Below are 25,327 nucleotides of genomic sequence, written 5' to 3'. Positions count from 1 at the left end.
CCGCTTTCCCCTGCTTTCGCTGTTCTTCGCTTGGTTGGATCGCTTCGGCGTGGTTCGCGTCACGAAGACGCGACATGTCCCGTGGAGGACGAGACGTTCGATCGTCCCACCTACCGGTGAGTAGGGGGTAACCCGGCCCTCATTCCGGAAGAAAGCTTCCGGAATCTTGGGAAACTCGGGACGACAAAAACCGGCGGGCGCCCTTCCGTAGAGGAAGAACGCCCGCCGGTACGCGTTGAGCGACACCGACCCGCCATGCTCGCCTCGCGGCAAGTGGTCGCTCGTAGCGACGAAGGTTGGGCCCGGGGGCTTGGATCGAGCCGGTGTCGTATCCAGGCTAACAAACAGTCCGCGGAACTGATTCCGTACGGAGCGTTCCGTCCGCGGATCGGGCCGTACGGGCGGCCGGAACAGGCCGTTCGGCCGCACCGGTCCGGCCATCCGGCCCACGCCGGCGGGCCCGTGCCGGGCCCTCTCGGCCCGTTCGGTCCCGGCCCGTTGACCGACCCGTTCGGTGCCGGCCCGTTCAGTCCCGGCCCGTTCAGTCGCGCAGCAGGTCGGGCACCCCGAGCTCGTCCGGGTCGTCCCGCTCGCCCGAGATCACCGTCAGCCGCTGCGTGGCTCGCGTGAGCGCCACGTAGAGCACCCGCAGACCGGCCGGGGACTCGTCGGCGATCCCGGCCGGGGTGACCACGATCGTCGCGTCGTACTCCAGGCCCTTGGCCTCCAGGCTGCCCAGCACCACCACGCGGTCGCCCAGCCCGGCCACCCACTCCCGGGCCTCGACGCGGCGGCCCATGGGAACGACCACGCCGACCGTGCCGTCCACGTCCGCCAGCAGGTGCTCCGCCTCCGCGCGCACGGACGCGGCGAGGTCCGCGCCGCCGACCACGAAGCGCGGCTCGATACCGGTGGAGCGCACGGCCGAGGGGGACTCCATCCCCGGCATGGCCAGCGCCAGCACCTTCGCCGCCAGCTCGGCGATCTCCGCCGGGTTGCGGTAGTTGACCGTGAGCCGGAAGCGGCGGCGCGGGCGGGTGCCCAGCGCCTCGTCCCGGGCGGCGCCGGCCTCGTCGGGGTCGGACCAGGAGGACTGCGCCGGGTCGCCGACGATCGTCCAGGTGGCGTGGCGGCCGCGACGGCCCACCATCCGCCACTGCATGGGCGTGAGGTCCTGCGCCTCGTCGACGATGACGTGCGCGTAGTCGCGGCGCTCCCGCTCCAGCCGCTCGGCGCGCTCGCGACGGGACTCGGTGCGCTGCGGCATCAGCTCCTCCAGCCCGGTGAGCGCGTCGAGCGGGTCGGCCTCGCGGGGCTTCTTGGGGCGGGCCGGGACGCCGAGCAGCGTCTCCAGCTCGTCCAGCAGCGCCACGTCGTGCACCGACAGCGGGCCCCGGCCGGCCGCGTCGAGCCGGCGCAGCGAGCGGGCCAGCCTGCGGATCTCGCGGGGGTTGAGGTCCCGGCGGGCCCAGCGGTTCAGCCGCTTCTCGTCGGCGAGGCAGCCCAGCACCCGGCGCGGGGTGAGCTCGGGCCACCAGGCGTCGAGGAACTCGATGAAGTAGTCCTCGGTGGTGATGTCCTCGTCGAAGGCCGACCGGGCCTCGGCGGCGAGCTCGGGGTCGGTGTAGCGGCGGGGGCCGCCGGACTTCGACCACAGGGCGTCCAGGATCAGCCGTCGGGCGCGGGGGCGCAGCAGGTTGATCGGGGCGGTGCCGCCGAGGGCCGTGTTCCGGATGCGCCGCAGCTCGTCGGCCCCCAGCTCGATCCGGGCGCCGAAGGCGACGACGCGCAGCCGCTCGGGCACGTCCGCGCCGGAGGAGGGGACGTCCAGGGCGCCCCGGACCGCCTTGCGCAGCACCTTGACCATGCGGGAGGAGCCCTTGACGCGGGCGACGTCCGGCTCGTCGTAGACCTCGGCCTCGGCGCCGTCGACGAGGTTGCCGACCGCGCGGATGGCGACCTGGCCCTCCTCGCCGAGCGAGGGCAGGACGCCCTCGGTGTAGGCGACGAGCAGCGGGGTCGGCGAGACGACGAGGATGCCGCCCGCGTAGCGCCGGCGGTCCTGGTAGAGGAGGTAGGCGGCGCGGTGGAGGGCGACGGCGGTCTTGCCGGTGCCGGGGCCGCCCTCGACCTCGGTGACCGAGGCGGCGGGGGCGCGGATGACCAGGTCCTGTTCGGCCTGGATGGAGGAGACGATGTCGCGCATCGTGTGGCTGCGGGCCTGGCCGAGCGCGGCCATCAGGGCGCCGTCGCCGACCACCGGCAGGGCGTCCCCGTCGAGGGTGGCGCGCAGCTCGGGGCGGAGCAGGTCGTCCTCGACGCCGAGGACGCGGCGGCCCTTGGAGCGGATGACCCGGCGGCGGACGACCCGGCCGGGGGCGACCGGGGTGGACCGGTAGAAGGGGGCGGCGGCGGGCGCCCGCCAGTCGATGACGAGCGGGGAGTAGTCGGCGTCGAGCACGCCGATGCGGCCGATGTGGAGCGTCTCGGCGATCTCGGCCTCGTCACCGCGCACGGCGTCGTCGGCGGGCTCGACGGAGGTGTAGGCGCCGTCGGGGCCCTTCTTGCCGTCCTTGCCGAGGAGGAGGTCGATCCGGCCGAAGAGGAAGTCCTCGAACTCGTTGTTCAGCCGGTTGAGGTGCACACCGGCGCGGAACACCTGGGCGTCGCGCTCGGCGAGCGCTCCGGGGGTGCCGACCTGGCCGCGTTTGGCCGCGTCGTCCATGAGGAACTCCGCCTCGTGGATCTTCTCCTCGAGGCGTCGGTACACCCGGTCGAGATGGTGCTGTTCGGCACCGATCTCACGGTCCCGGATCCCTTCGGACTCCGTCGCCGATCCTGTCGCCACGTGCGCGTGTGTGGCGTTCTGCGCGGCCACCCAGGCCCCCTTCTGCTGTGCGTAGGGCAGCCGTCAACCGTACGCGAACAGGGGTAGTGAGCGCACCTGTCAGGACATGAGGGGTTTGCCACGAGTGTCGGCTGTTGACGGATCACATATTGACGGTCACGAGGTGCTTTCCGTCGAGGGTGCGGACCTCGAAGCGGACGATGTCCTTCTCGTTGAACGCGACTCCGCCGTGGGTGTAGAGGGGCTCCGTGGCGGTCCCCTGGTACCCGGAGGGACTCCCGCTCTTGTCGTCGCCCTTGTCGATGCCGTAGCCGGCTTCCGGGACGGCCCAGGTGGTGGCGACCTGCTCCTGGCCGTTCTTGGCGACGGCGACGAGATCGCAGGTCAGGGGCCCTTTGACATTGCCGAGCTTGAGCGCGACATGGGTGCCCCAGGCCTTGTCCTGGAGGGACACGGTGGCGTTCGCCCTGGTGACGGGGTCGGTGACGCCGCCGTACTTCTCGCCCTCGTCGTACATCTCCTTGGCGGCGCTCACCCCGGTGTGGCCGGGTCCGGTGTCCTGCCCGGTGAGGGCGGCGCCGGCGAACGGCCCGGCGACGATCAGGGCGACGGCGGCGGCTACCAGCCACAGCCTGCGGGTGCGCCGTGCCCTGCGGGTGACGGTGACGTCGTCGAGCAGCCGGTCCAGCAGGTGGGGGCGGGGCTCGGGCGCGAGGGCCACCGGGTCGGGCGTCGCCTCCTTGAGCTCGGCGAGGAGCGGGGTGGTGAGGCCCATGAGCGCCTCCAGTTCGGCGGCGCACCGGGGACAGTCGGCGAGGTGCTCCTCGAAACGGGCGGTGTCCGCCTCGTCCAGCACGCCGAGCGCGTAGGCACCGACGGCGGTGTGCTCGTCGTCGCGGTGCGGGTGCTCATGGTGCGGTGCCGGCCGGTTCATGCCGTCACTCCTCGTTCCTCGAGCGAGAGCCTCATGGAGCGCAGCGCGTAGAACACCCGGGACCGTACGGTCCCGGCGGGTACACCCAGCACTTCCGCCGCCTCGCTCACGGTACGTCCTTTGAAATAGGTCTCGATCAGGGCCTCTCTATGGGCTTCGGAAAGGTCGCCCAGCGCGTCGGAGATCGTCATCAGGCGCAGTGCCCGGTCGATCTCGTCGGCGGCGGGCAGCAGCTCCAGTGGCCCCGGGTCGACCTCGGGGGGCCGGGCCTGCCGGCTGCGGTGGTTGTCGATGACGATGCGCCGGGCGACGGTGATCAGCCAGGGCCGTACGGAGCCGGTGGCGCCGCGCAGCCGGTCGGCGTTGCGCCAGGCGCGCAGCAGCGTCTCCTGGACGACGTCCTCCGCCCGCTGGCGGTCGCCCGCCACGAGCCGGAGGACGAAGGCCAGCAGGGGACCCGCGTGCTCCTGGTAGAGCGACCGCATCAGGTCCTCGTCCGGACTGGTCCTGTCAGCCACGACGGCATCCTTGCGCAAGCCTTCCCCCTTGGTCGAGAGCACGGGGCCGGGGTGTCGCCGCCGGGCCGTGGCCGTGCCATGGCCCTTCGACCAGGAGTACGGAGGACGGCGGCTCTCCGTTCAGCGCACGTCTCGCCGCCGTCTCGCCGTCAGGCCTTGTCGCCCACCGGGAGGGGTTCGCCGGCGCGGCGGCGGTGCCGGGCCACGCGCTCGCGGTTTCCGCAGACCTCGCTGGAGCACCAGCGTCGGCGGCGGCCGCGGGAGGTGTCGAGATAGATCAGGGGGCAGTTCTCGCCCTCGCAGCGGCGCAGCTGCCCCCGGGCGACGGGGTCGGTGAGCAGATCGACGGCGTCGCGGGCGACCTGCCCGAGGAGCGCGCCGCAGTCCGGGGCGCCGGCGAGCCGCCGGACGAGCCGCCCGTCGGCGCCCCGGGCGGCCACGGGGGCGGGCGGGGCGGTGGCGGCGAGGGCGTTCATCCGCTCCAGGTCGGGCCCGGCGACTTGGCCGTCCCCGTCGAGCTCGGCGTGCACGACGCGCGCGAGCAGCTCCCGGGCGGCCTGGAAGCGCGCGAGCCACCCGCCGTCCACGGCGTCGAGCGGCGTGCCCGGCGGGACGACCCCGGCCCCGGCCAGCCACGCCCGCAAGCGCCGGGGTCCGTCGAGCCGGTCCGGTGGCTCGGCGGTGGCCAGCAGGTCCAGGCAGAGCCGCCCGCAGTCGAACCTCAGACCATTCGTGGCCGCCGCGGCCGGTGCCATGCGTCGTCACCTTTTCCGTATGGGTGTTCCCCGGGATCCCCCGCCGTTACAGGGTGCCCCGTGGGGCGGACGGCGGGAAGGGGCGGATCACGGGTTTCCGCCAGGTCCCCCGGGTGTCCGGACGCCGCCTGAGCACCCGTCAGGGGTCGGCCGATCAGACGAGCAGCCCCACGCCTGGTGACGGAGCATCGGGAATACAGATGTACGAACTCTTCCCTTGCCCCGGAGCGGCCGGCCGACGCTCGTCCAGCACCGCTTTGCCGAAGACCCTGGCGCCTCGGGAGCGCTTGATCGTCCATGCCGCGCGTCGACGCGCCCAGGCGCCGGGACCGTGCGCCCGTGAATCCAACAAGGGCTGTGACCTGGGATATCCCCAAATCGGGCGCACAGGATAGGCGGGAGGGCCGCAACAGAGCGAAGATCGACCTTGTGGGAAGGACCGAGGCAATCAGCCGACCAGACATGTTGCCGCACCCACTCAGCCAGTTGGCGGTATGCGGAAATTCGCAGGTCAACGCATCCTGTGGCGTCAACTCCCAAGGCGACCAGGCCCCGACAAACACCCACCAGAATGCTAGCTTGCAGATTAGGGCGTCCCACGGTGCCCTGATGTGCGGGAAGGACCAGTGATCGTGGCTACTCTGGGTGCCGTCGTACAGCGGCAACAGCTACGCGCGGAGCTCAAGAAGGCTCGCAACAAATCAAGGCTCACTCAGCTCCAGGTGGCCGAGCGGATGGACTGGAGTCCCTCGAAGCTCATCCGTATCGAGGCCGGTCAGGTGGGAATCTCCACCAACGATCTCCGGGCACTTCTGCGCGAGTACGGGATCACCGACCCCGAGCAGACGGAATTCTTCCTGTCGCTGGCACGCGCCAGCCGGAAGATGCCCTACCGGGAGTACCGGGGGCTGCTCGCGAAGCCGTACATGGATCTGCTCTCGTACGAGGTCTCCGCGTCCATCGTGCGCACATTCGAGCCGCTGCTGATCCCGGGCCTCCTGCAGACCGAGGAGTACTCCCGGGCGGTGAGCCTCACTTTCGCTCCTGATATCGCGGGCGACCGGCTCGACCGTCTGATCGAGATCAGGCAGCAGCGTCAGGAAATCCTGGAGAACGACGAGCGGCCGGAGTTCTTCTTCATCATCGACGAAGCGGCGATCCACCGGTGGGTCGGCGGCCCCAGGGTGATGCGGGGACAACTGGAGCGGCTCAAGGAGATGGCCACCAGGCCCGGAATTTCCATCCAGGTCGTCCCGTTCGGGATCGGCGCGCACGCCGGCCTGCAGGGCCCATTCGTTCTGCTCGAGTTCGACGGGGAGATCGACCACATCCTCTATCTGGAGAAATACACGGGGGAATCCGTCTTCAGTGACGACCCCGAAGCGACCGCGGTGCATCTGGAGCGCTTCTGGGAGCTGGAGCGGCTGGCACCACGAGAGGATCTCCCCCGTTTGGTGGACCACGCGATCGAAGGGTTGAGCGAACGCGTGGACTCCACACCGCAGGAGGAGGTCGGCTTGATGGCGTAGCGGAAATTGTCCCCCCACGTCGTCGGCAACTGCGGGACAGCGGGGTGTCCGGTCGGAAGTCGGTTGATATCGGAGTGAGTCGTGAAGTGCACAGTCGGCCCTGCTGCGACCGCGCCACGGGCACGGGGGCAAGCGAACGAGTTGCAGAAAAATGGCCAGTGGTAACACCAGGCAGCACGTCAAGGACGCTTGGGACGCCGTCAACATCGTCCTGCGGGAGGTCGTACCGGACCCCCGCAGGACGTTCCATCTGATTCTGCTGGTCACGATCCCACCGCTGGTGGTCGTCTCGGCGCCGCTGACGGTGATGCTCCTGCTGATCCCCCACCCGTCGCAGGTGCTGACAGCGGTGCTCTCCTGCACCCTGGGCACCTCCGCCGTGGCAGCGGCGGCCGTCAGGCGTCGAGCGCGGCCCTCCAGGCGGGGGCCCTCCGTCAACGCCGCGAGTCCACCTGTCGCCCTGCCGGGGCAGCGGGGGGACGAGACCCGGGATGGAGAGGAGGCCACAACCGAAACACCAGGCTGAGCACGGTCGGTGCGACCGCACCCGCCGCGAGGACGACCAGCCCCGAGGCCACGACCTGCACCAGGACCGATCGCCCAACGACCGAAGCCGTCAGCACTCCCACACCGGCCGCCGCGATACCGGCGGCAAGGATGTAGACCGCCCACAGGAGTCGCCTCACGTTCCGGGGCGGACCGGTGCCATCTGCGTTCATCATGACGTCCTCCGGAAGAGGAAGCAGTTGGGCCCAGGTTAGGGGATGGGGCGCGTGACCGTAACCGTAGCTGTATATATGCGCGTAAATACTGTGTTCCAGCGATATCCCGCAGGCCGCTGAGACGCCCCTTCCCTGATCAACGTTTGGTTGCCATTCTGGAAGGGGCACCCAGCCGGAAGGGGACTCGCATGGGAGACCGAATTCCTCGTCTGCACTGGCACAGAAGCAGTTTCAGCGGCAGCGCCAGCAACAACTGCGTCGAAGTCGCCTGCCACCTGCGGAAGATATGGGTGCGCGACTCGAATTCGCCGGACGGATTCATCCTCCGATTCAGTCGTCCCGCCTGGACGGAATTCCTGGCGGAGTTGTCCCCGTCGCCGTGACCGGACACGGCCCCGGCGGCTAGAAGAACCCCTTGGCCTCCGCCATGGCCCCCGCGTCCTCCCGCACGGCTCCCGGCCTGGTCCCGGAACCCAGCAGTCCCCCGCCCCACCGCATGCCCATGTACGCGGCGGACGCGCGCAGCGTGCCGAGGAGGGGTTCGGCGATCGTGCGGTCCTCGCTGCTGGAGGCGGCGACGGCCCAGAGGGTGGAGCCCCGCATCCGGTCGCGGAAGCGCAGCTCGGGGAGGCTCAGCCAGTTGACCCAGTAGTCGAGGTAGAGCTTGGTGCTTGCGGAGACGCTGTACCAGTAGACCGGTGAGGCGATCACCAGGTCGGTCGCGTCGAGCGTGGCGTCGAGCAGGAGTTTCTCGTTGCCGGACGGCGGGGCGAACGTGCGACCCTCGCTGTGGCGAAGGTCCTCGAACGGGGGGAGCGGATAGTCGCTCAGCCGCAGCCAGGTCTGCCGTATGTCGGAGGGGAGTTGGGCGGCCGCCTCCCGTGCCAGTGCCTCCGTGTTGCCGCCCTCGCGGCCGCTGCCCAGCAGAAAGAGAAAGGAGCGCTTAACGTTCTGATCAACATCCGTCATGATCAGACACAACAGCGCTCAACTCACTCTCATTCCAGCCGCGTCGGCATCAGGCAGCCAAGAGCCCGAGGGCCGCGCCAGCCACCCGCGCGCACCCGCGAGTTCCCCCGCCGCGTCCCGCAGCGCGTCCAGTCCGGGATGACGAAGTCCCCGCCGCCACACCATCGCCACGGGCGACAGCGGCACCGGATCGGCCAGGGGCCTCAGCACCATCCCCGGTACCTCGATGAACTCCTCGCTCGCCAGCACCGCCCACCCCCGTTTCCGGATGACACGGACGAACTCCTCTTCCCCCTCGATCCCGGGGAACGGCTCGGCGACAGCGATGCCCCGGCCGACGAAGAGCCGCTCGGCGAGGTCCGTCCACTCGGCCGTGTCCGGGTTGCCCGCGCCCGCGTAGAGCGTCTCGCCCCGCAGCGCGTCCAGCGGTACCCGGTCACACCCCGCCAAAGAATGATCATCAGACAGCAGTACAGCCATCCGCTCCAGCCGCACGGGCAGATACTCCAACCCCGCCCGGACATCCGCCGAAAGACCGGCAATACGACCGAAGGAAACATCGAGCCGCCCGGCGAGGATCCGCTCGGCCGCGCCCGTGAGGCCGGAGTGATAGCGGGCCACCAGTTCCAGCCGGGGTGCCGTCCGCCGGGCCTCCGCCAGTACCCGCCGGCCGGTGCTCACCGGGCCGCCGACGTCCACGAGCAGGGGGCGGCTCTCCCCCGCGCACGCCGCCGCGAACTCCTCGTACGCGGCGAGGACCCGGCGCGCGTAAGGCAGCAGTCGCTCCCCCTCCGCGGTGAGCGCGACCGCGCGCGTGGTCCGGGAGAACAACTCGGCGCCCACCTCGCGCTCCAGGCGCCGGATGTCACGACTGAGCGCCTGCTGGGCGAGGTACAACCGCGCGGCGGCGCGCGTGAAGTGGAGCTCCTCGGCCACGGTCACGAAGGCGCGCAGCAGTCGCGGCTCCACGTCGAACGAGGCGTAGGACACGGACACGCACGGCAGTTAACAACACAGGCGCGTGAATGGCCACCCATCAGGTGTTGGACCCCACACCCCACCGACGACGACCGTAGAGGCATGCTCCTCTTCCTCACCACTCCCCCGCGCTGGACCGAGCCGCCCGAGCCCACGCGCCCCACCCTCCGCACCCGAATCCGCCACATCCGGGGGCGGGCCTGGCCGAAACGGCGAGGAGGGGGCGGGGCGGGACGGACCCCGGTGGGGACGTAAAGCGTTCTTCGCCGCTGGTGCGAGGTGCGGGGCGAGCGGTGACGGGTTACCAGGAACCGCGAAGAGCGCAGCCCCCGCCGGGGTCCGGCCCGCCCCGCCCCCGGCCCCTCCGCCGCACTACCAGCACCACCGCCCCCACCCCGACGCCCAGCGCCGCGAGCCCCGCGCCCGTCCCCGCGGCGATCACCAGGGGGTCGGGGCCGTCGTCGCCGACCGCCTTCGCGGCGAGGGCCCCGACCGTCGCGCCGGTGACCTGGAGGTGCCCCGTCCGCTTCACCCGGCCGTGGTGGCTGATCACGGTCACGGGGTAGCGGCCGGCCTCCAGCCCCCTCCGGACCCGGGCGGGCCCGTAGTAGCGGGGATCGTCGCCGTCGCTCGCCTTGCTGTCGTCGCGTCGCAGCGGAACCGGGCGTTCGAAGGCGGGCGAGGTCGCGGTGAGCCGGTCGTCCTCGCCGGGGTCGGGGGCGGCGTCGCGCCACAGGACGTTGACCGTGCCGCCCGGCGGAACCCGGTGGCCGTACGCGCGGGCGGCCTCCGGGCGGCCGTCGAAGGGGAAGAAGGCCGGGCCGCGCGCCCTGCCCACGTAGTCGCTGTCGCCGGCGCGGGCGGCCCGCACGACGAGCGGTTTCTCGTCGACGCGCCGGCCACCGGGCGCCGTCAGCGTCACCTTGTACGTGCCGTCCTTGGCGTCCGGCGGCACGGAGACGAGGGCGGTGAACATCCGGGGGTTGTTCCAATGAGTGCCACGCGGATCGTGCACCAGCGGAACCGGCGCGGGAAGCAGGGGTGAGGCGACGGCGAAGGAGTCACCCGTCTCCCCCGGGTAGAGATCGTCGTACGAGACGCCCAGTTGCTCCCCGGGCCGCAGCACGTCGTCCTTGGCGCCCACCCGGAACTCCGGCCGGCGCGGAGCCCTGATCTCCACCTGTTCCTCGGCGACGACCCGCCCGCCGGCGTGGACGCGCAGCGGATACGTCCCGGGCCGGGCCCGCGCCGAGATCGCGGGCCGCGCGTGCAGCCCCTCGTCGGCGTCCGGGCCGGTGGCGGCGGGGTCACCGGCGTTGTCATAGGGCGCGAGCCGCACCTGCCGGTCGAAGACGGGCGAGGTGACGCTGGCACCGGAGCCGGCCCGCAGCCCCCGGACGTCTATGTCGATGAGCTCACCGGGCCGGTTGTCGAAGGCCCCGTTGAGCAGCACCTGCACCCCGCCGGGATCCCCACGGGTGCCACGGGCCCCGTCGTGCGCGACGGCCGCCCCCGACCCGCCCAGCCACAGCGTGCCCGTGCCCACCACGGCGACAGCAGTTCGTGTCCAGTTCACCGGCCACCCCCTATGTCACTCAGGAAGAGGGCCCGTCCGGCCCGGCGGTTGCACGGCGGCTACCCTTCCGCGCGTGAGCGACGAAGCGAGCAGCACCACTACGAACCGTAGCTACGAACTCCGCCCGGGGGTACCGGCGATAGAGACCTACCGTGCCCTGCGCGCCGCGACGGGCCTCGGCGCGAAATCGGTCGAGGGATCGGCCGTCGGACTCCCGAACACCTGGTTCGGAGTGCTCGTCCGGCAGGACGGGGACCCCGAGCCGGTGGGCATGGGCCGGATCGTCGGGGACGGCGGCTGTCATCTCCAGATAGTCGACATCTGCGTCCTGCCCGAGCACCAGGGTCAGGGCCTGGGCAAGCGGATCATGGAGGCCCTGACGGCGGAGCTGGAGCGCCGGGCGCCGGAGGGCGCCTATGTCTCCCTGATCGCGGACGGGGACGCCCGCCACCTCTACGCGAAGTTCGGCTGGACCGAGGTGGCCCCGGTGTCGGTGGGCATGGCGCGACTGTTCTGAGGACCCATCGCGGGACCCATCGCGCATACCCATCGTGCGTACCTCATCGCACGCACCCCATCGCGCGTACCTCATCGTGCGCAGCGCATCAGCGCCGACGCGGGCGCACGAATGTTATCCGGGGCGCGTGAATAAGAAATGCGCCCCCGGGTTACCTCGATTTCCCTCCCGTACCGATACCTCACACCGACCTCAGCGGAGAGGTGAACGCAGAGCTCGGGGATAATGGCTCCTCGCGGAACTCCGGGCCTCGCAAAGAAGGTACGATGCCGAACACCCCGATTAAATCGAAATTGTATAACTGGCTCTTCTTTGCGTGCACCGTCCTGCCTCCCGCGCTTGTTCTGATCGCCAACTGGATAGCCAGGGAAACCCACGGTCTGGCGCAGTCCTCCTGGTACGCCCTCGCCGCCGCCCTGGCGACAGTGCCTCCCGGGTGGGCATTCCTGCGGCACCGGAAGGACCGCGCCGGGCAGGAGCAGGAGCGCATCGCCGAGAGGGAGCGCCAGCAGGCGCTGCTGGCGCCGGTGATCACCTATATGGGTGATTGCATCGTCGAGCCGCACGAGGCGCCGACCAAGGTGGCACAGATCCACGAGCGCCTGACCCCGCTGCTGGCGGACAACCTGACCGGGGACGTACGGGTCGCGTACTACCTTTACGACAGAAAAAACGAGCGCCTCAAAAGAGTCGCCGTCTCGGGCGGCCAGAACGGCCTGCCGAATGAATTCGGGAAGGATTCCAAGGAATTCGGCGAATTGATGGACGCCATGAAGGAGAAGGGCCGGAAGAGCCCCATCTACACCGAGGACATCCTGGATCGCGATGCGAATCTCACGGTGACGCTCGGCGGCGGATACCGGTCGTCCATCGTTTCGGGAGCATTCGCGGGCGCGGAACTGAAGGGCATCCTGTTCATCGAGGCCCCGAACCCCGGGGAGCTCTCCCGGGACAAGGTGTCCGAATACTACGTCTGGGTCTACGCGGCCCTGTACGGCACATCGAGCGCCCTCCTCCCCCACTTTCCCGTTCTACCGGAGCAACCGAGCGGTGAACGATCAGGTGACGGCAGCCCGAGCAAGGGGTAGGAAAAGTGAATAGGCAAGCACGACCGCCCGGGGCTCACTACAGTCGATGCGCAGCTACGGACAGTTGGGGGAACGGTCATGGGTGAGCAGGAATCGGCGATCATCGAATCGGGACGGAAGTGGATGGCCGGCGAGGTGTCCACCGACGTCTATGTCTCCGGGGTGCTCCAGTCGTCGGCGAGGGTGCTGCGGCCCACGCATCACGGTCAGGAGCTGCTGCGTCGCGTCAAGGCCGGGATCGCCACCGTCCTGCATTCCCTGCGCCCGCACAGGCCCTGACCGCCCCGCCCCGGCCATGAAAAGACGTACGGCCCGCGAGGTGGACTCGCGGGCCGTACGTCTACATGGGATGAGTGGAGATGGCGGGAATCGAACCCGCGTCCAACGGTGCGGAATCAGGGCTTCTCCGTGTGCAGTTCGCTGCGATTTTCTCGGCCCCGGAGATCACGCGAACAAGTCTCCGACGGGCTCAGCCACTGTTTGATTTCCCACCGGGCCCCGTGGCCGGGCTCAGTGGTTTAGTTCCCTCAATGATGCCAGGATCCGGGTCGGGAACAGCCCCGGGCTGACACTTCGCAAGTCGCTACTTAGGCAGCGAGGGCGAAGGAATCGCGCTTGGTGTTGGCGATTATTGGTTGCGACATATGGTTTACGAGATCATTGCCGCTTCCTCGACACGCTTCCCCTGCTTCGACATCCGCTGTCGAAACCGATCATCCCCATGTTGTTTTTTCAAGGTGCGCACCCGGTACCACCCGGTGTGCTGCGTTGCCCATCGTACTGGAACGACGCCGGGCGGGGCCAGCGTATTCCCGCCGGGGCGGGCCCCCGGGCCGGCGCCGGCCTCCGGCTAGCCCCGGGCCGCGGCCGCCGACGCCCGCTGCCGGCGCCGCGCCGCCGCGATCGCGCGGTTCGACTCGCGCAGATCCTGCTTCTCGCGGAGCGTCTGGCGCTTGTCGTACTCCTTCTTGCCCTTCGCCAGGGCGATCTCGACCTTCGCCCGGCCGTCCTTGAAGTACAGGGACAGCGGGATGATCGTGTGGCCCGTCTCGTCCGCCTTGGAGGCCAGCTTGTCGATCTCCGCGCGGTGCATCAGCAGCTTCCGCTTGCGCCGCGCGCTGTGGTTGGTCCACGTCCCCTGGGCGTACTCGGGGATGTGCGCGTTGTGCAGCCACGCCTCGCCGCCGTCGATCTGGACGAAGCCGTCGACCAGCGAGGAGCGACCCTGGCGCAGCGACTTGACCTCGGTGCCGGTGAGCACCAGGCCGCACTCGTAGGTGGTCAGGAGGTGGTAGTCGTGGCGCGCCTTCTTGTTCTGCGCGACGATCTTGCGACCCGACTCTTTCTTGTCTTTAGCCATAGCACCGTCATTCTCGCACTACGCCCCGCCCCCGAGGCCACTCAATACTCTGCGCCCCCGCGCCTCGGCGTCGCCTTCGCCGCCGTCCCCGGCGGGGCCCTGGACGGCCAGGTCGGGGGTGATCCCGGCGCCGTCGACGGCCCGGCCCGCCGGGGTGCGGTAGTGGCCGACGGTGAGCTCGGCGACGGAGCCGTCCGCGAGCCGGCTGGGCATCTGGACCGAGCCCTTGCCGAAGGTCCGGGAGCCGACGACGACCGTGCGCCCCCGGTCCTGCAGCGCCCCGGTCAGCAGCTCGGCGGCGCTCATGGTGCCGCCGTCGACGAGGACGACGAGGGGGCGGCGGGTGTCCCCGCCCGGCTCGGCCCGCAGGTCGTGCCGGCTGCCGCGCACGTCGTACGTGGCGACGAGCCCGCCGTCGAGGAACGCGGAGGCGGCCGTGACGGCCTCGGCGACCAGCCCGCCGGAGTTGCCGCGCAGGTCCAGCAGGATCCCCTCGCCGGGCGCGGCCTCCCGCACCGCCGCCCGGACCCGCTCCCCGGTGCCCCGGGTGAAGGAACTGACCTTGATCAGCGTGGCCGGGAGGGTGCCCGTCGCGCCCCCGCTCAGCTCCTCGACCTCGACGCTCTCGGTGACCAGCCGCTCGCGGCGCAGCGTCCGCTCCCAGCGCTCCGCGCCGCGCTGGAGGCCCAGCCGGACGGTCGTGCCGGGCGCGGAGACGGGCCACGAGCCGAGGGAGCGGCCGTCGCCGCGCAGCAGGGAGACGACCTCCGTCACGGGGCGGCCGGTGACGTCGGCGCCGTCGACGGTCAGGAGCCGGTCGCCGGGGGCGATGCCGGCCCGCTCGGCGGGGCCGCCGGGGCGGACCCCGTCGACCTCCATCCGGCCGTCCTCGGCGCGCCGGGTGGTGAGCCCCACGCCGACGTAGGCGCCGTCGAGGGCGAGCGCGAAGCCTTCGTACTCCCGGGGGGTGTAGACGGCGCTCCAGGCGTCGCCGCTGCGGCTCAGCAGCTCGGCGGCGGCCTCGGAGCCGGACTTGCCGTCCTGGACGGCCCGCTCGGCGGCGGCCTCCACGGCACGACGGTCGACGGTGTGCCGGTCCGCGGTGTGCCGGTCGGCGGCGCGGGGGGCCACGGCGCTCCGGCCGGCGGGGTGGGAGAGCACCTGCCGCTCGCCGTGCTCCCCCGCCGGGGGCCGGGCCGGCCGCCCGTCGGCGGCGCCCCACGCGGCGGTCGCGGCGCCCGCCGCCAGCGCCCCCATGAAGACCAACGTCAGCGCGGCCCCGCGCCGGGCGCGGCGCGGCGGTACGAACAACGTCGGGCCGGGCATGCGCGTGAGTCTAGGACACCGAAGGGCGCCGTACGGGGAGTTGACCGTACGACGCCCTTGACTGTTCCACGCCTCTCTACAGCTTCTGCACCATCCCGCCCCTTCGGGCCGTCCGGGCCCGTCCCGGGAGCGCTACACCTTCAGGTACTTGCGCAGGGCGACGAACGCGGCCAGCGCGGGCATCAGCAGCCCGATGGCGATCACCAGGGGCATCTTGGCGAACACGGCGTCCCAGCCGATGAACTGGATCACGTCGATCTGGTGCGCCAGCCAGTTGTTGACCAGGAAGTACTGGACGCTGACCAGCAGGACGCAGGCGAGGCCGGCGCCGAGCAGCCCGGCGAAGGCGGCCTCCATGATGAACGGCGTCTGGATGTAGAAGCTGGACGCGCCGACCAGGCGCATGATCCCGGTCTCCCGGCGCCGGCTGAAGGCCGAGACCCGGACCGTATTGATGATCAGCATCAGGGCGACCACCAGCATCAGGGCCATCACGCCCAGGGCCGCGAGGTTCATGCCGTTGAGCAGGTTGAGCAGGGGCTCCAGGGTCTTGCGCTGGTCCTCCACCTCCTGGACGCCGGGCCGCTGGGAGAAGGCGCTGGAGACCACCCGGTACTTGGCGGGGTCCTTCAGCTTGACGCGGAAGGCCTCCTGCATCTGGTCGGGGGTGAGGAAGGGCACGATCGGGGAATTGCCGAACTGCTCCTTGTAGTGCTTGAACGCCTCGTCGGCCGTCTCGAACTGGACCGACTGGACGACCGGCATCTTCTCCAGGTCGGCCTTGATCTCCTTCTTCTGGTCCTCGGTGACCGCGCCCTTGGCGCAGGCGCCGCCCTGGCTCTGGGCGTCGTTCTTGTTGCAGAGGTAGATCGAGACGTTGACCTTGTCGTACCAGTAGCCCTTCATCGTGCCGACCTGCTCGCGCATGAGCAGGGAACCGCCGAACAGGGCGAGCGACAGGGCGACGGAGACGATCACCGCGAAGGTCATCGTGAGATTGCGGCGGAGACCGACGCCGATCTCCGACATGACGAACTGGGCGCGCATGGCGTCCTTTCAGTGCCCTCGGGCGGTTTCAGTGCTGGTAGCCGTAGACGCCGCGCGACTGGTCGCGCACGAGACGGCCCTGTTCGAGTTCGATGACGCGCTTGCGCATCTGGTCCACGATCTGCTGATCGTGGGTGGCCATGATGACCGTGGTGCCGGTCCGGTTGATCCGGTCCAGCAGCTTCATGATGCCGACGGACGTCTGCGGGTCCAGGTTTCCGGTGGGCTCGTCGGCGATCAGCAGCCGCGGCCGGTTGACGAACGCGCGGGCGATCGCGACGCGCTGCTGTTCACCGCCGGAGAGCTCGCCGGGCATCCGCTGCTCCTTGCCGCCGAGGCCCACCAGCTCCAGGACCTGGGGCACGGCCTTGCGGATCTCACCCCGGGGCTTGCCGATGACCTCCAGGGCGAAGGCGACGTTCTCCGCGACGGTCTTGTTGGGCAGCAGCCGGAAGTCCTGGAACACCGTGCCCAACTGGCGGCGCATGTGGGGCACTTTCCAGTTCGAGAGCCGGGCCAGATCCTTGCCCAGGACATGGACCTGGCCGTGGGTGGCCCGCTCCTCGCGCAGCAGCAGCCGCAGGAAGGTCGACTTGCCGGAGCCGGAGGAACCGACCAGGAAGACGAACTCGCCCTTCTCGATCTCGAGCGAGACGTCCCGGAGCGCCGGACGGTTCTGCTTGGGGTAGGACTTGGAGACGTTGTCGAATCGGATCACGAGTGCACCACGTGTCGGCCTGGAGAGCGGCACGGAACGCCGCGTTCGCGGCTCCCGTCGGTGTGCGTGACCATACCGAACCGTCCGTGCACGCGCAGTCGGCCTCCGGAGTCAACGGGACAATTGGGTTCCATTTCGCGCTTCACCGGGCCGGCCGCGCCGGACGGCGGTAAAGCTGGCACAGTGGTAAGGGGAACCGCACGACGTTCCCGCGCGTTGGACGTACCGGAGGAGGACTTCGCATGACATGCGACCGACTGGTGTGCGCCAACTGCGCGGCCCCTGTCAGTGAGGGCAGGTGCCCGGTCTGCCGGGCGAGCCGCGAGCGGTTGCAGCACCAGGAAGGCATCTTCGGCGGCCTGACCCCGGCCGCGCTGATCGCGCTGCTGGTGGTGCTCGTCGCCCTCGCGGTGCTCGCGCGCGGTTTCACGGGGTAGCGGCTCGGTCGCTCTCCGATATCGATGCTTACGGGCCGAGGCCCGGGACGCTGTCCGCGTCCCGGGCCTCGGTCGTCGTGCGTGCGCTGGTGCGGCCGGGGCCGTCAGGCGGCGGCAGCGCCGCGGTCGATCAGGCGCGGCAGCATCCGGAAGCCGATGCCACCGGCGATCATCGTGGCGGCGCCGACCACGAGGAACGTGGTCTGACCGGCACCGGTCTCGGCCAGCTGACCGGCCTGCGCGGGCTGGCCGGACTGGCCGCCCTGCCCGGACGGGCCGGTCTGGGCCAGCTCCTCCTTGGGCTTGCCCTGCTGGACGGGCTGGACGCCGGCGTTGTCGGGGCTGGTGTTGCAGTTGCCGTCGGTGTCGACCGGGCAGGTACGGGCGTCGTCGCCGCCGTCGCCGCCCGTGGAGCCCGAGCCGCCGGTGGCGGAGCCGCTGTGGCCGCCGGTGGTACCGCCACCGGTCGTGGAACCGCCAGTGGTCGAACCGCCGGTCGTCGAGCCGCCGGTGGTCGAACCGCCGGTCGTACCGCCGCCGGTGGTGGAGCCGCCCGAGGTGGAACCGCCGGTGGAGCCGCCGCCGGTCGTGGAGCCGCCCGTCGTACCGCCGCCCGTGGTCGAACCGCCCGTGGTGGAGCCGCCGGTCGTCGAGCCGCCGGTGGTGGTCTCACCGCCGGTCGTGGAGCCACCCGTCGTGGAGCCGCCCGTCGTACCGCCGCCGGTGGTCTCGCCACCGGTCGTGGAACCACCGGTGGTGGAGCCACCCGTCGTACCGCCGCCGGTGGTCTCGCCGCCCGTGGTGGAACCGCCGGTGGTCGAACCGCCACCGGTCGAGGAACCACCGGTCGTGGTCTCGCCACCGGTCGTCGAGCCGCCCGTGGTGGAACCGCCCGTGGTGGAGCCACCGGTCGTGGAACCACCGGTGGTGGAGCCGCCCGTGGTCGGGGGCTGCGGGATCTCGGTCGGGTTGGCCGTGGGACCGTCGGCGGCCGTGGCGCGCACGTCGGCGCCGCCCTTCACGCCGAAACCGCCGACCTCGACATCGAGACCGGCGGCCGAGGCCGCACCCGCGGCCGTCAGCGAAGCACCAGCGGCGATCATCGCGCCGGCGGCTATGCGCGCAACGCGCAGTCGCGTCTTACTCGTCATCTGCCTGCTACCCCCAGTAGCTGAACTCGTCGATGGAGCAGCTGTGCACGGGGCCGCGGCGCTGAAGGGGGACGGCGTGACCGATCCGGCCCCGTACGCATGTCGTGAACGCATGCCATACGGGCCGGGCCGCTCGCCCCCCGCCACACGCGCCCCAGTGATTCGCATGCCGCGCGCCAGCCTTCCCAGTTTTCCGGGAGGCGTCAAGGAACTTACGGGCGCGATGTCCGGCTATGCGGGGGTTGCGACAAACAAGCGGAGGGAGTTGTTCTACTTGTCCTGCTGCTTGCGCCAGCGGATGCCGGCCTCAAGGAACCCGTCGATGTCACCGTCGAGGACGGAGGTCGGGTTGCCGACCTCGAACTCCGTGCGGAGGTCCTTGACCATCTGGTACGGGTGGAGGACGTACGAACGCATCTGGTTGCCCCAGGAGCTGCCGCCGTCGCCCTTGAGCGCGTCCATCTTGGCGCGCTCCTCCTGGCGCTGGCGCTCGAGGAGCTTGGCCTGGAGGACGTTCATGGCGGTCGCCTTGTTCTGGATCTGCGAGCGCTCGTTCTGGCAGGAGACGACGATGCCGGTGGGGAGGTGCGTCAGGCGGACCGCGGAGTCCGTGGTGTTGACGCCCTGGCCGCCGGGGCCGGAGGAGCGGTAGACGTCGACGCGCAGGTCGGACTCGTCGATCTCGACGTGGTCGGTCTGCTCGACGACCGGCAGCACCTCGACGCCCGCGAAGGACGTCTGGCGGCGGCCCTGGTTGTCGAAAGGCGAGATGCGCACCAGGCGGTGGGTGCCCTGCTCCACGGAGAGGGTGCCGTAGGCGTACGGCGCCTGGACGGCGAAGGTGGTCGACTTGATGCCGGCCTCTTCGGCGTACGACGTCTCGTAGATCTCGGTCTTGTAGCCGTGGCGCTCGGCCCAGCGCAGGTACATGCGCTGGAGGCGCTCGGCGAAGTCGGAGGCGTCGACGCCGCCGGCCTCGGCACGGATGTTGACGAGGGCCTCGCGGGAGTCGTACTCGCCGGAGAGGAGGGTACGGACCTCCATCTCGTCGAGCGCCTTGCGGACGGAGGTGAGCTCCGCCTCGGCCTCGGCGAGGGCGTCCGCGTCGTCCTCGGCCTCCGCGAGCTCGAAGAGCACCCCGAGGTCGTCGATGCGACCGCGGAGCGTCTCCGTCTTGCGCAGCTCCGCCTGGAGGTGCGACAGCTTGCTGGTGATCTTCTGCGCCGCCTCCGGGTCGTCCCAGAGCGACGGGGCGGCCGCCTGCTCCTCGAGCACGGCGACGTCGGCCCTCATCTTGTCGAGGTCCAGAACGGCCTCGATCGACCCCATGGTCGAGGAGAGGGACTTCAGCTCTTCGGATACATCAACGACTGCCACGCACCCAGCCTAACGGCTGTGCCGGGCTTCCCGGTCCGAAGGACCGCCCGGATCGCGCTCCGGGGCGCGCGGGGCTCCGGGGCGGAGCCTCGGGAAACGGGGAAAGGGCGGGGCTGGGGCCCCCTCCCGCCGCGGCGGTGATCAGCCGACGGCTACCGGTCCGGCGGTGCCGGACCGGCCCGCACCCCGAGCCGGCTACCGCGCCCCCGTCGCCGGCGGAGCCGTGCGGTGGACGCCCGGCGGGTGGGAGCCGCCCGGCTTCGCGTCGCCCGCGTCCGAGCCCCCGCTCGTCGCGAACCAGCCGCCGACCCCCGCCGCCGCGGCCAGCGCGACGGCCGCCGCGCCGAGGCGGATCCGGCGGCGCCGCGCCTTCTCCGCCGGGGAGCGGTGGCGCGCGGAGCCCGCCCGCGGCTGCCCCGGCGAGCGCGGAGCGCGAGCCGTCCCGTGGGGGCCGCCCGCGAGCTCCTCCGGCCCGGGCACCCGCATGCTGGTGTGGGTGTCACGGCTGGAGTCCGACACCCCGGCCCCCGGCACGAGCGGCACGACGCCCCGCCGCCGCGGCTCGGACGACGCGGCGGCGGTGGCGGCGGGCGCGGGAGCGCCCTCGGCGTATCCGGCGGGAGCGGCGGAGGCCGCCGCCTCCTCCTCTTCCGGCTCGTCGATGTCGAGCGGCGGGATCCCGGCCAGGTGCGGCAGCAGCTCCCGCAGCCGGGCCGCCAGCTCCGGGGCGCGCAGCCGCGACGCCGGGGCCTTGGCGAGGCACTGCACGACGAGCTGCCACAGCTCGTCGGGGATGCCGGGCAGCGGCGCGACCGTCTCCGTCACATGGCGCCGCAGCACCGCCCCGGGGTGGCCGCCGCCGAAGGGCGTGAAGCCGGCCAGGAGCTCGTACAGGACGGTGGCCAGGGCGTAGACGTCGACGGACGCGCGCGGCGGCAGGCCCTCGATGATCTCGGGGGCGAGGTAGTCGGGCGTGCCGATGACGCTGCGGGCGCCCGGCGAACGGTCCCGCTCGCGGTCGCGGGCGGGCGACGGACGCGGCACGTCCACGAGCCGGGCGATGCCGAAGTCCGTGAGCAGCGCGGGGTGCGCGCCGGCGGGCCCGAGCGGACCCTGCATGTCGAGGAGGACGTTCTCGGGCTTGACGTCGCGGTGGACGACCCCGGCGGCGTGCGCGGCGGCGAGGCCGTCGGCGACGTCGGCCACGATGGCGACGGCCGCCTCGGGCGCGAGGCGCCGCTCGCGGTCGAGCCGGGTCCGCAGGTCGGTGCCCCGGATGAGGTCCATGACCAGGGCGAGGTCGTTGCCGTCGACGACGAGGTCGCGGACGCCGACCACATGGGGGTGGTCGAGACCGAGGAGGGCCGCGCGCTCCTGCACGAAGCGGCCGACGAGCTCCTGATCGGAGGCGAGATCCTCCCGCAGGAGCTTGATGGCGACCGGCCCCTCGGGGCCTTCGCCGAGCCACACCGTCCCGACACTGCCCCGGCCCAGGACCTGGTGGGCGGTGTACCGGCTGCCGATCTTCCGTGCCAAGACTGTTCCCCGACTCCTCCGCCATCCGGCGACATCATCCGACGGGCGCGGCCAGGCGGCCGTCACCCGCGCTGGCGACCAAGCTACGCGGCCGGAGGGGCGTTGGGGACACCGATTCAGTGCCAACCGTTACTTCTGAGGCAGAAAACACCCTTCGGGTGTCGACATATCGACCGCCTTATCGGTTCTCCACCGCGATCGGCTCTCCACCGCGCCCGCCGCCCGGTCGTCCCGCCCGGTCGTCACTGACCGGAACCCGACCCCGCTCCCGAGTCGGAGCCCAGGCTGGAGATCCAGTCCTTGACGCTGGTGATCCAGTCCGACGTGGCGTCCCAGAAGTTCTTGCCGTCGGCGACCCAGTCCTTGAGCGGCGTGAACTCCCACACCAGCCAGGAGCCGACGATCAGCACGACGATCATGAACAGACAGCCCTTGAGGCAGCCCAGGCCCGGGATCCGCATGGGGTTCGCGCTGCGCTGACGCGGCGGGCGCGGCTCCCGGCGCGGGGCGGGCGTCGGCTCGGGCGGGGGCGCGGGGGCGTACCGCTGTGGCCGGCTCTGGGGCTGGGGCGGCTGCGGTGGCTGCTGGTAGCGCGGAGCCCGCTGGGGCTGGGACTGAGGCTGCTGCTGCCGACGGGGCGGCCGCTGCGGCGGGTACTGCTGCTGCGGCGGCTGCGGGGCGTACTGCTGCTGGGGCGGCTGCTGCTGGTAGCCCTGCGGCGGTTGGGGCGCCGGGCGGCGCTGGGGCCTGCGGCGCAGCGGGTCCTCGCCCGGGTCGAGGTACTGGGTCTGCTCGTTGCGGTCGCGGGCCGCGCGCATCTGGGTCTGCCACGGGTGCGGGCTGTCGCCCTGCGCCGGCTGGGCCGACGGGGGCCCCGGCGGCACGGGCGGCATGACGCGCGTGGGGTCGCCGCCGCCCTGCGGACCGGAGCCGGCGGAAAGCACCTGCGTGGGGTCGGCGTCGCCCGTCCGCCCCGAGCCGGGATGACCGGCGGCCGGGAGGCCGGTGCTGGGCAGGACGCTCGTCGCGGCGTTCGGGTCGTACCCGGCCGGGAGCCCGGCCGGGGCCGTCCCGGCGGAGGACGGGAGCACCTGCGTCGGGTCGGCGTCGCCGGTGGCGGGACCCGCGCCGGGAAGGGTGTGGAGGCCCGTCCCGGGCACCCGGGTGGGCTCGGGGTCGGGCGCGAGCAGCGCGGCGACGCCCAGCGCCGCCTCGGCCTGGTCCGGGGAGGCGTGGACGCCCACGCCGGCGGCGACGACGCGCAGGCCGCGGGCGAGGTTCTCGGCGCTGGGCCGCTCCTCGGGGCGCTTGCGCAGACAGCGCTCGATGACCGTCCACAGCGGCTCGGGCACGGTCGTGGGGCGGCGCGGCTCGGCACTGAGGTGCTGGTGGAGAACCTCCAGGGCCGTCGCGCCCGCGAACGGCGGACGGCCGGTGACCAGCTCGTACAGCAGGATGCCCGCGCCGTAGATGTCCACGGCGGAGGTCTGCGGGCGGCCCTCGGCGGACTCGGGCGCGACGTAGGCCGGGGTGCCGACGAACTCGTGGGTGCGCGTCAGGCCGGGCGAGTCCGCGAGGCGCGCGATGCCGAAGTCGGTGAGCATCGGGTGCATCTGCCCGGCTTCGCTCTTCAGCAGCACGTTGGCGGGCTTGAGGTCGCGGTGGACGATGCCGTCGGCGTGGCTGGCGGCGAGGGCGTCGGCGATCTGCGCGGTGAGCAGCGCGGCCGCGACGGGCGTGAACGGGCCGTTGTCACGGAGGTAGCGGTGGAGGTCCGGGCCGTCGACCAGGTCCATGACGAGCGCGAGGAGATCGCCCTCGACGACGAGGTCGCGGGTGCGGACGATATTGGGGTGCGTCAGCCGCAGCAGCACGGAGCGCTCGCGCAGGAAGCGCATCACGACGTCCGCGTCGTGGGCCAGCTCCTCCTTGAGGACCTTGATCGCGACGGTCTCGCCGGGCTGTCCGGCCACCGCCGCCTCGGCGCCGGCCGCCTCACGCTGGCGGGCACGCCAGACAGTGCCCGTGGCGCCGCGTCCGAGCGGCTCCTCGAGCAGGTATTTGCTGCCTACCGGCCGCACGTCATGCGCTCCCTGGTCGTGATCCGGATGCCGAAACCTGTGCCGAAGCCCGTGCCGAAACCTTCGGTACCGTCGATACCGTCGCCTGCCGGCGGCACCTCCGCCCCACTGTAGTGCCGCCGTCCGGACCGTCGGCCCGGCGAATCCGTGGGGCTTGTGGGAAAGACGCGGGCCGGGTGCGGATGGTTGCCGCGAGCGGTGCCGATCCCCCTCAAAATCGGCAACAAAGGGGTCGAGAGCAGGCAATTCCCAGAAGAAATCAGCCATCGCCCCATCGCGACCAGCGGGTTTCGCATACTCGGACCGTCGTTCAAGATCACGAATCGAGTCTCGCCGGGCGAGTCGTCCGCGGTGGATGCGAGGATGCTCGCTGGCGAGAGGATGCTGCTCGCCAGCACGGCTGCGGCGGGGAGGGAGCGGGAAGACCCCGCGCGACGTGGTGACCTGTACGTGCCGACGCGCCCGTGCGAGGTGGGGGAAGGCTGGCGCCGCCCCTGCCCCGTACTTTCGGGCAGGAAGGGACCGTTGACGGCGATGCAGATCCGGCTGACCGTCCTCGGGCCGCTCAGCGGCCACACCACGTGCGCCTGCGATGTGCTCGTGACCGCCCCCGCGGGGACCGCTCTGGCCGCCGTGACCAGCGGCCTCGCCACCGCCGTCGCGGCGGCGGGATCCGACCTCGGCAGCGGTGCCGTCGTCGTCCACTCCGGCGAGCGACGGCTCGACCCGCAGCGCTGTGTACTGGGCGAGCCGCCGCTGATCGACGGCGCGGTGCTCTCCCTGGGCGCCCCCGCCGACCCCGAGCACCACGGCGGCGTCCCCCTCACCGGCCCCCTCCCCGCCGCCGCGCGCCTCCACGTGGTCTCCGGCCCGGACGCGGGCGGCGTCCACCTGCTGCACGGCGGCGAGGTCCGCGTCGGCCGCTCCAGCTCGGCGGACATCCCGCTGGACGACCCCGACGTCTCCCGCCTCCACTGCGCGGTGACGCTGGAGGACGACGGCGCCGTCACCCTCCACGACCTGGGCTCGACGAACGGCACCACCCTGGACGGCGCCCCGGTCGACGGCACCGCCGTCCCCCTGGCACCGGGCGCGCTGCTGCGGGTCGGCGAGTCGACCCTGAGCCTGTACGGGGCGGGCACGGGGGCCGGCGCCCCCGACACCCTTCCGGCGGCGCCGGACGGGGAGGGACATCTCCGGGTACCTGTACGGGCGCGCGGGGCGGCGGAGGAGAGCGCGGTAGCGCTACCGGGCGCGCGGAGCGCGACGGGCGCCCCCGGTGGCCCCGGAACGCCGGACGCGGGACCGGCGGACGCGAGACGGGCGAGCGGACAGGCCGAAGCGGCGGGCACCGTGGGCTACGCGAGCCCCTCGGCCGACGGCGGGGAGCCGGGCTGGGGCGCGGGCGCGCGGGCCGGGTACGCGAATGGCCAGGGCGGCGGCTCGGCGCGAGGCGTCGGGGGCGCGGCCGGGTCCGGCCGGGCGCCGGCCAGCTGGGGCTCGGACGCCCGCGCGGCCCACGAAGGTGACCGCGAGCAACAGCCCGCGTGGCGGAGCGACGGCCCCCTCGACGCCCACCAGGACCAGGACGGGGACCGGACGCACAGCCGGCGCGACGACGGCGGGACGAACCGGGCCGCCGGGTTCGCGAACCTGGCCGGTCCCGACGGCGCCGACGCCGCGACGGCCCCCGGCGCGTACCCCTCGCACCAGGCGGACGCCTTCGCCGACGGCGGCCACGCCACCCACACCGTGCGCGGCAACGCCGCGCTGACCCCCGGCACCGCCGACGCGCCCACGGCGGACCCGGCGCGGGCGGACGGCGGCAAGCGCCGCGCCCGCGGCATAGGGGCGTGGGCC

At 71.9% G+C, this 25,327-nt stretch carries 23 protein-coding genes and 1 other RNA gene; 8 read left to right on the top strand and 16 right to left on the bottom strand.

The genetic code is table 11. From position 1 onward, the window contains the following. Positions 1-541: 541 nt before the first annotated feature. From ACX9I7_RS30700 to ACX9I7_RS30685, 4 genes are all read right to left on the bottom strand, one after another. Positions 542-2,848: a HelD family protein gene (locus tag ACX9I7_RS30700; protein ID WP_459389180.1), complete on the bottom strand. Its 2,307-nt coding sequence runs from the start codon at positions 2,846-2,848 to the stop codon at positions 542-544. Between the two features lie 142 nt (positions 2,849-2,990). Further along, positions 2,991-3,782 carry a zf-HC2 domain-containing protein gene (locus tag ACX9I7_RS30695; protein ID WP_459389179.1) on the bottom strand — a complete coding sequence of 264 codons (792 nt, stop codon included), beginning with the start codon at positions 3,780-3,782 and terminating at the stop codon, positions 2,991-2,993. Next, the gene (locus ACX9I7_RS30690) at positions 3,779-4,318 is read right to left on the bottom strand and encodes a sigma-70 family RNA polymerase sigma factor (protein ID WP_387575132.1); all 540 of its coding nucleotides are present in this window, start codon (positions 4,316-4,318) and stop codon (positions 3,779-3,781) included. The genes ACX9I7_RS30695 and ACX9I7_RS30690 overlap by 4 nt, the downstream gene beginning before the upstream one ends. Positions 4,319-4,449: 131 nt before the next feature. Next, positions 4,450-5,055 carry a CGNR zinc finger domain-containing protein gene (locus ACX9I7_RS30685; protein WP_459389178.1) on the bottom strand — a complete coding sequence of 202 codons (606 nt, stop codon included), beginning with the start codon at positions 5,053-5,055 and terminating at the stop codon, positions 4,450-4,452. A 632-nt stretch (positions 5,056-5,687) separates the two neighbouring features. Between ACX9I7_RS30685 and ACX9I7_RS30680 the strand changes: the two genes are divergently transcribed. The 3 genes from ACX9I7_RS30680 to ACX9I7_RS30670 all read left to right on the top strand — a co-directional run bounded on the left by ACX9I7_RS30680 (position 5,688) and on the right by ACX9I7_RS30670 (position 7,689). Then, positions 5,688-6,584 carry a helix-turn-helix domain-containing protein gene (locus ACX9I7_RS30680; RefSeq protein ID WP_387575137.1) on the top strand — a complete coding sequence of 299 codons (897 nt, stop codon included), beginning with the start codon at positions 5,688-5,690 and terminating at the stop codon, positions 6,582-6,584. A 151-nt stretch (positions 6,585-6,735) separates the two neighbouring features. Then, positions 6,736-7,110 carry a hypothetical protein gene (locus ACX9I7_RS30675; RefSeq protein ID WP_387575139.1) on the top strand — a complete coding sequence of 125 codons (375 nt, stop codon included), beginning with the start codon at positions 6,736-6,738 and terminating at the stop codon, positions 7,108-7,110. Between the two features lie 384 nt (positions 7,111-7,494). Further along, positions 7,495-7,689: a DUF397 domain-containing protein gene (locus tag ACX9I7_RS30670; protein ID WP_459389177.1), complete on the top strand. Its 195-nt coding sequence runs from the start codon at positions 7,495-7,497 to the stop codon at positions 7,687-7,689. A 19-nt stretch (positions 7,690-7,708) separates the two neighbouring features. Here ACX9I7_RS30670 and ACX9I7_RS30665 read toward each other — a convergent pair whose 3' ends face one another. From ACX9I7_RS30665 to ACX9I7_RS30655, 3 genes are all read right to left on the bottom strand, one after another. After that, a complete protein-coding gene (locus ACX9I7_RS30665; RefSeq protein WP_459389176.1) occupies positions 7,709-8,275 on the bottom strand; it encodes a flavodoxin family protein in 567 nt (188 codons plus the stop codon). An 18-nt stretch (positions 8,276-8,293) separates the two neighbouring features. Further along, on the bottom strand, positions 8,294-9,271 hold the full coding sequence (locus ACX9I7_RS30660) for a LysR family transcriptional regulator (protein WP_459389175.1): 978 nt from the start codon (positions 9,269-9,271) through the stop codon (positions 8,294-8,296). A gap of 283 nt (positions 9,272-9,554) precedes the next feature. Beyond that, a complete protein-coding gene (locus ACX9I7_RS30655; RefSeq protein ID WP_459389174.1) occupies positions 9,555-10,829 on the bottom strand; it encodes a hypothetical protein in 1,275 nt (424 codons plus the stop codon). 73 nt (positions 10,830-10,902) lie between these two features. On the opposite strand from ACX9I7_RS30655, the gene ACX9I7_RS30650 reads away from it, so the two are divergent. The 3 genes from ACX9I7_RS30650 (at position 10,903) to ACX9I7_RS30640 (ending at position 12,713) form a co-directional block, all read left to right on the top strand. Then, a complete protein-coding gene (locus ACX9I7_RS30650; RefSeq protein ID WP_358634597.1) occupies positions 10,903-11,346 on the top strand; it encodes a GNAT family N-acetyltransferase in 444 nt (147 codons plus the stop codon). Between the two features lie 266 nt (positions 11,347-11,612). Beyond that, complete coding sequence (locus ACX9I7_RS30645) at positions 11,613-12,434, top strand: hypothetical protein (protein WP_387575152.1); 822 nt, start codon at positions 11,613-11,615, stop codon at positions 12,432-12,434. 78 nt (positions 12,435-12,512) lie between these two features. Next, a complete protein-coding gene (locus ACX9I7_RS30640; protein WP_358634594.1) occupies positions 12,513-12,713 on the top strand; it encodes a hypothetical protein in 201 nt (66 codons plus the stop codon). Positions 12,714-12,785: 72 nt separating this feature from the next. Here the strand turns inward: ACX9I7_RS30640 and ssrA are convergent. The 5 genes from ssrA to ftsE form a co-directional block, all read right to left on the bottom strand. Next, positions 12,786-13,155, bottom strand: a transfer-messenger RNA (tmRNA) gene (ssrA, locus tag ACX9I7_RS30635). A gap of 129 nt (positions 13,156-13,284) precedes the next feature. After that, positions 13,285-13,794, bottom strand: coding sequence for an SsrA-binding protein SmpB (smpB, locus tag ACX9I7_RS30630; RefSeq protein WP_358634593.1), 510 nt, complete (start codon positions 13,792-13,794; stop codon positions 13,285-13,287). Positions 13,795-13,812: 18 nt separating this feature from the next. Further along, complete coding sequence (locus ACX9I7_RS30625; RefSeq protein ID WP_387575155.1) at positions 13,813-15,120, bottom strand: S41 family peptidase; 1,308 nt, start codon at positions 15,118-15,120, stop codon at positions 13,813-13,815. Positions 15,121-15,252: 132 nt separating this feature from the next. Continuing rightward, positions 15,253-16,167, bottom strand: a complete 915-nt coding sequence (ftsX, locus tag ACX9I7_RS30620) for a permease-like cell division protein FtsX (RefSeq protein ID WP_126914384.1) — start codon at positions 16,165-16,167, stop codon at positions 15,253-15,255. A 28-nt stretch (positions 16,168-16,195) separates the two neighbouring features. Further along, a complete protein-coding gene (ftsE, locus tag ACX9I7_RS30615) occupies positions 16,196-16,885 on the bottom strand; it encodes a cell division ATP-binding protein FtsE (RefSeq protein WP_126914385.1) in 690 nt (229 codons plus the stop codon). A gap of 242 nt (positions 16,886-17,127) precedes the next feature. On the opposite strand from ftsE, the gene ACX9I7_RS30610 reads away from it, so the two are divergent. Then, positions 17,128-17,322 carry a hypothetical protein gene (locus tag ACX9I7_RS30610; protein ID WP_189457108.1) on the top strand — a complete coding sequence of 65 codons (195 nt, stop codon included), beginning with the start codon at positions 17,128-17,130 and terminating at the stop codon, positions 17,320-17,322. A 104-nt stretch (positions 17,323-17,426) separates the two neighbouring features. Here the strand turns inward: ACX9I7_RS30610 and ACX9I7_RS30605 are convergent, their stop codons facing one another. The 4 genes from ACX9I7_RS30605 to ACX9I7_RS30590 all read right to left on the bottom strand — a co-directional run bounded on the left by ACX9I7_RS30605 (position 17,427) and on the right by ACX9I7_RS30590 (position 23,467). Beyond that, a complete protein-coding gene (locus ACX9I7_RS30605) occupies positions 17,427-18,473 on the bottom strand; it encodes a hypothetical protein (protein WP_459389173.1) in 1,047 nt (348 codons plus the stop codon). Between the two features lie 270 nt (positions 18,474-18,743). Beyond that, positions 18,744-19,850 (bottom strand): peptide chain release factor 2, encoded by a 1,107-nt coding sequence (prfB, locus tag ACX9I7_RS30600; protein WP_126914388.1) that lies wholly within the window; start codon positions 19,848-19,850, stop codon positions 18,744-18,746. 195 nt (positions 19,851-20,045) lie between these two features. Continuing rightward, positions 20,046-21,386 (bottom strand): serine/threonine-protein kinase, encoded by a 1,341-nt coding sequence (locus ACX9I7_RS30595; protein ID WP_387575160.1) that lies wholly within the window; start codon positions 21,384-21,386, stop codon positions 20,046-20,048. Between the two features lie 242 nt (positions 21,387-21,628). Beyond that, a complete protein-coding gene (locus ACX9I7_RS30590) occupies positions 21,629-23,467 on the bottom strand; it encodes a serine/threonine-protein kinase (protein ID WP_459389172.1) in 1,839 nt (612 codons plus the stop codon). A 534-nt stretch (positions 23,468-24,001) separates the two neighbouring features. Here ACX9I7_RS30590 and ACX9I7_RS30585 point away from each other — a divergent pair. Continuing rightward, positions 24,002-25,327, top strand: a 1,326-nt coding sequence (locus ACX9I7_RS30585; protein ID WP_459389181.1) for an FHA domain-containing protein, incomplete at its 3' end; no start/stop codon positions are given.

It is taken from the genome of Streptomyces sp. L500, from assembly GCF_054551825.1.
Note: the sequence above shows the minus strand (reverse complement) of the source record. Positions and strands in the feature narration are given on the sequence as shown.

What these genes read in the sequence shown, in the direction of transcription:
- ACX9I7_RS30695 (WP_459389179.1), bottom strand. Translation starts at nt 3,782, where the DNA reads ATGAACCGGCCGGCACCGCACCATGAGCACCCGCACCGCGACGACGAG.
- ACX9I7_RS30685 (WP_459389178.1), bottom strand. Translation starts at nt 5,055, where the DNA reads ATGGCACCGGCCGCGGCGGCCACGAATGGTCTGAGGTTCGACTGCGGG.
- ACX9I7_RS30675 (WP_387575139.1), top strand. Translation starts at nt 6,736, where the DNA reads ATGGCCAGTGGTAACACCAGGCAGCACGTCAAGGACGCTTGGGACGCC.
- ACX9I7_RS30670 (WP_459389177.1), top strand. Translation starts at nt 7,495, where the DNA reads ATGGGAGACCGAATTCCTCGTCTGCACTGGCACAGAAGCAGTTTCAGC.
- ACX9I7_RS30665 (WP_459389176.1), bottom strand. Translation starts at nt 8,275, where the DNA reads ATGACGGATGTTGATCAGAACGTTAAGCGCTCCTTTCTCTTTCTGCTG.
- ACX9I7_RS30645 (WP_387575152.1), top strand. Translation starts at nt 11,613, where the DNA reads ATGCCGAACACCCCGATTAAATCGAAATTGTATAACTGGCTCTTCTTT.
- ACX9I7_RS30640 (WP_358634594.1), top strand. Translation starts at nt 12,513, where the DNA reads ATGGGTGAGCAGGAATCGGCGATCATCGAATCGGGACGGAAGTGGATG.
- smpB (WP_358634593.1), bottom strand. Translation starts at nt 13,794, where the DNA reads ATGGCTAAAGACAAGAAAGAGTCGGGTCGCAAGATCGTCGCGCAGAAC.
- ACX9I7_RS30625 (WP_387575155.1), bottom strand. Translation starts at nt 15,120, where the DNA reads ATGCCCGGCCCGACGTTGTTCGTACCGCCGCGCCGCGCCCGGCGCGGG.
- ftsX (WP_126914384.1), bottom strand. Translation starts at nt 16,167, where the DNA reads ATGCGCGCCCAGTTCGTCATGTCGGAGATCGGCGTCGGTCTCCGCCGC.
- ACX9I7_RS30610 (WP_189457108.1), top strand. Translation starts at nt 17,128, where the DNA reads ATGACATGCGACCGACTGGTGTGCGCCAACTGCGCGGCCCCTGTCAGT.
- ACX9I7_RS30605 (WP_459389173.1), bottom strand. Translation starts at nt 18,473, where the DNA reads ATGACGAGTAAGACGCGACTGCGCGTTGCGCGCATAGCCGCCGGCGCG.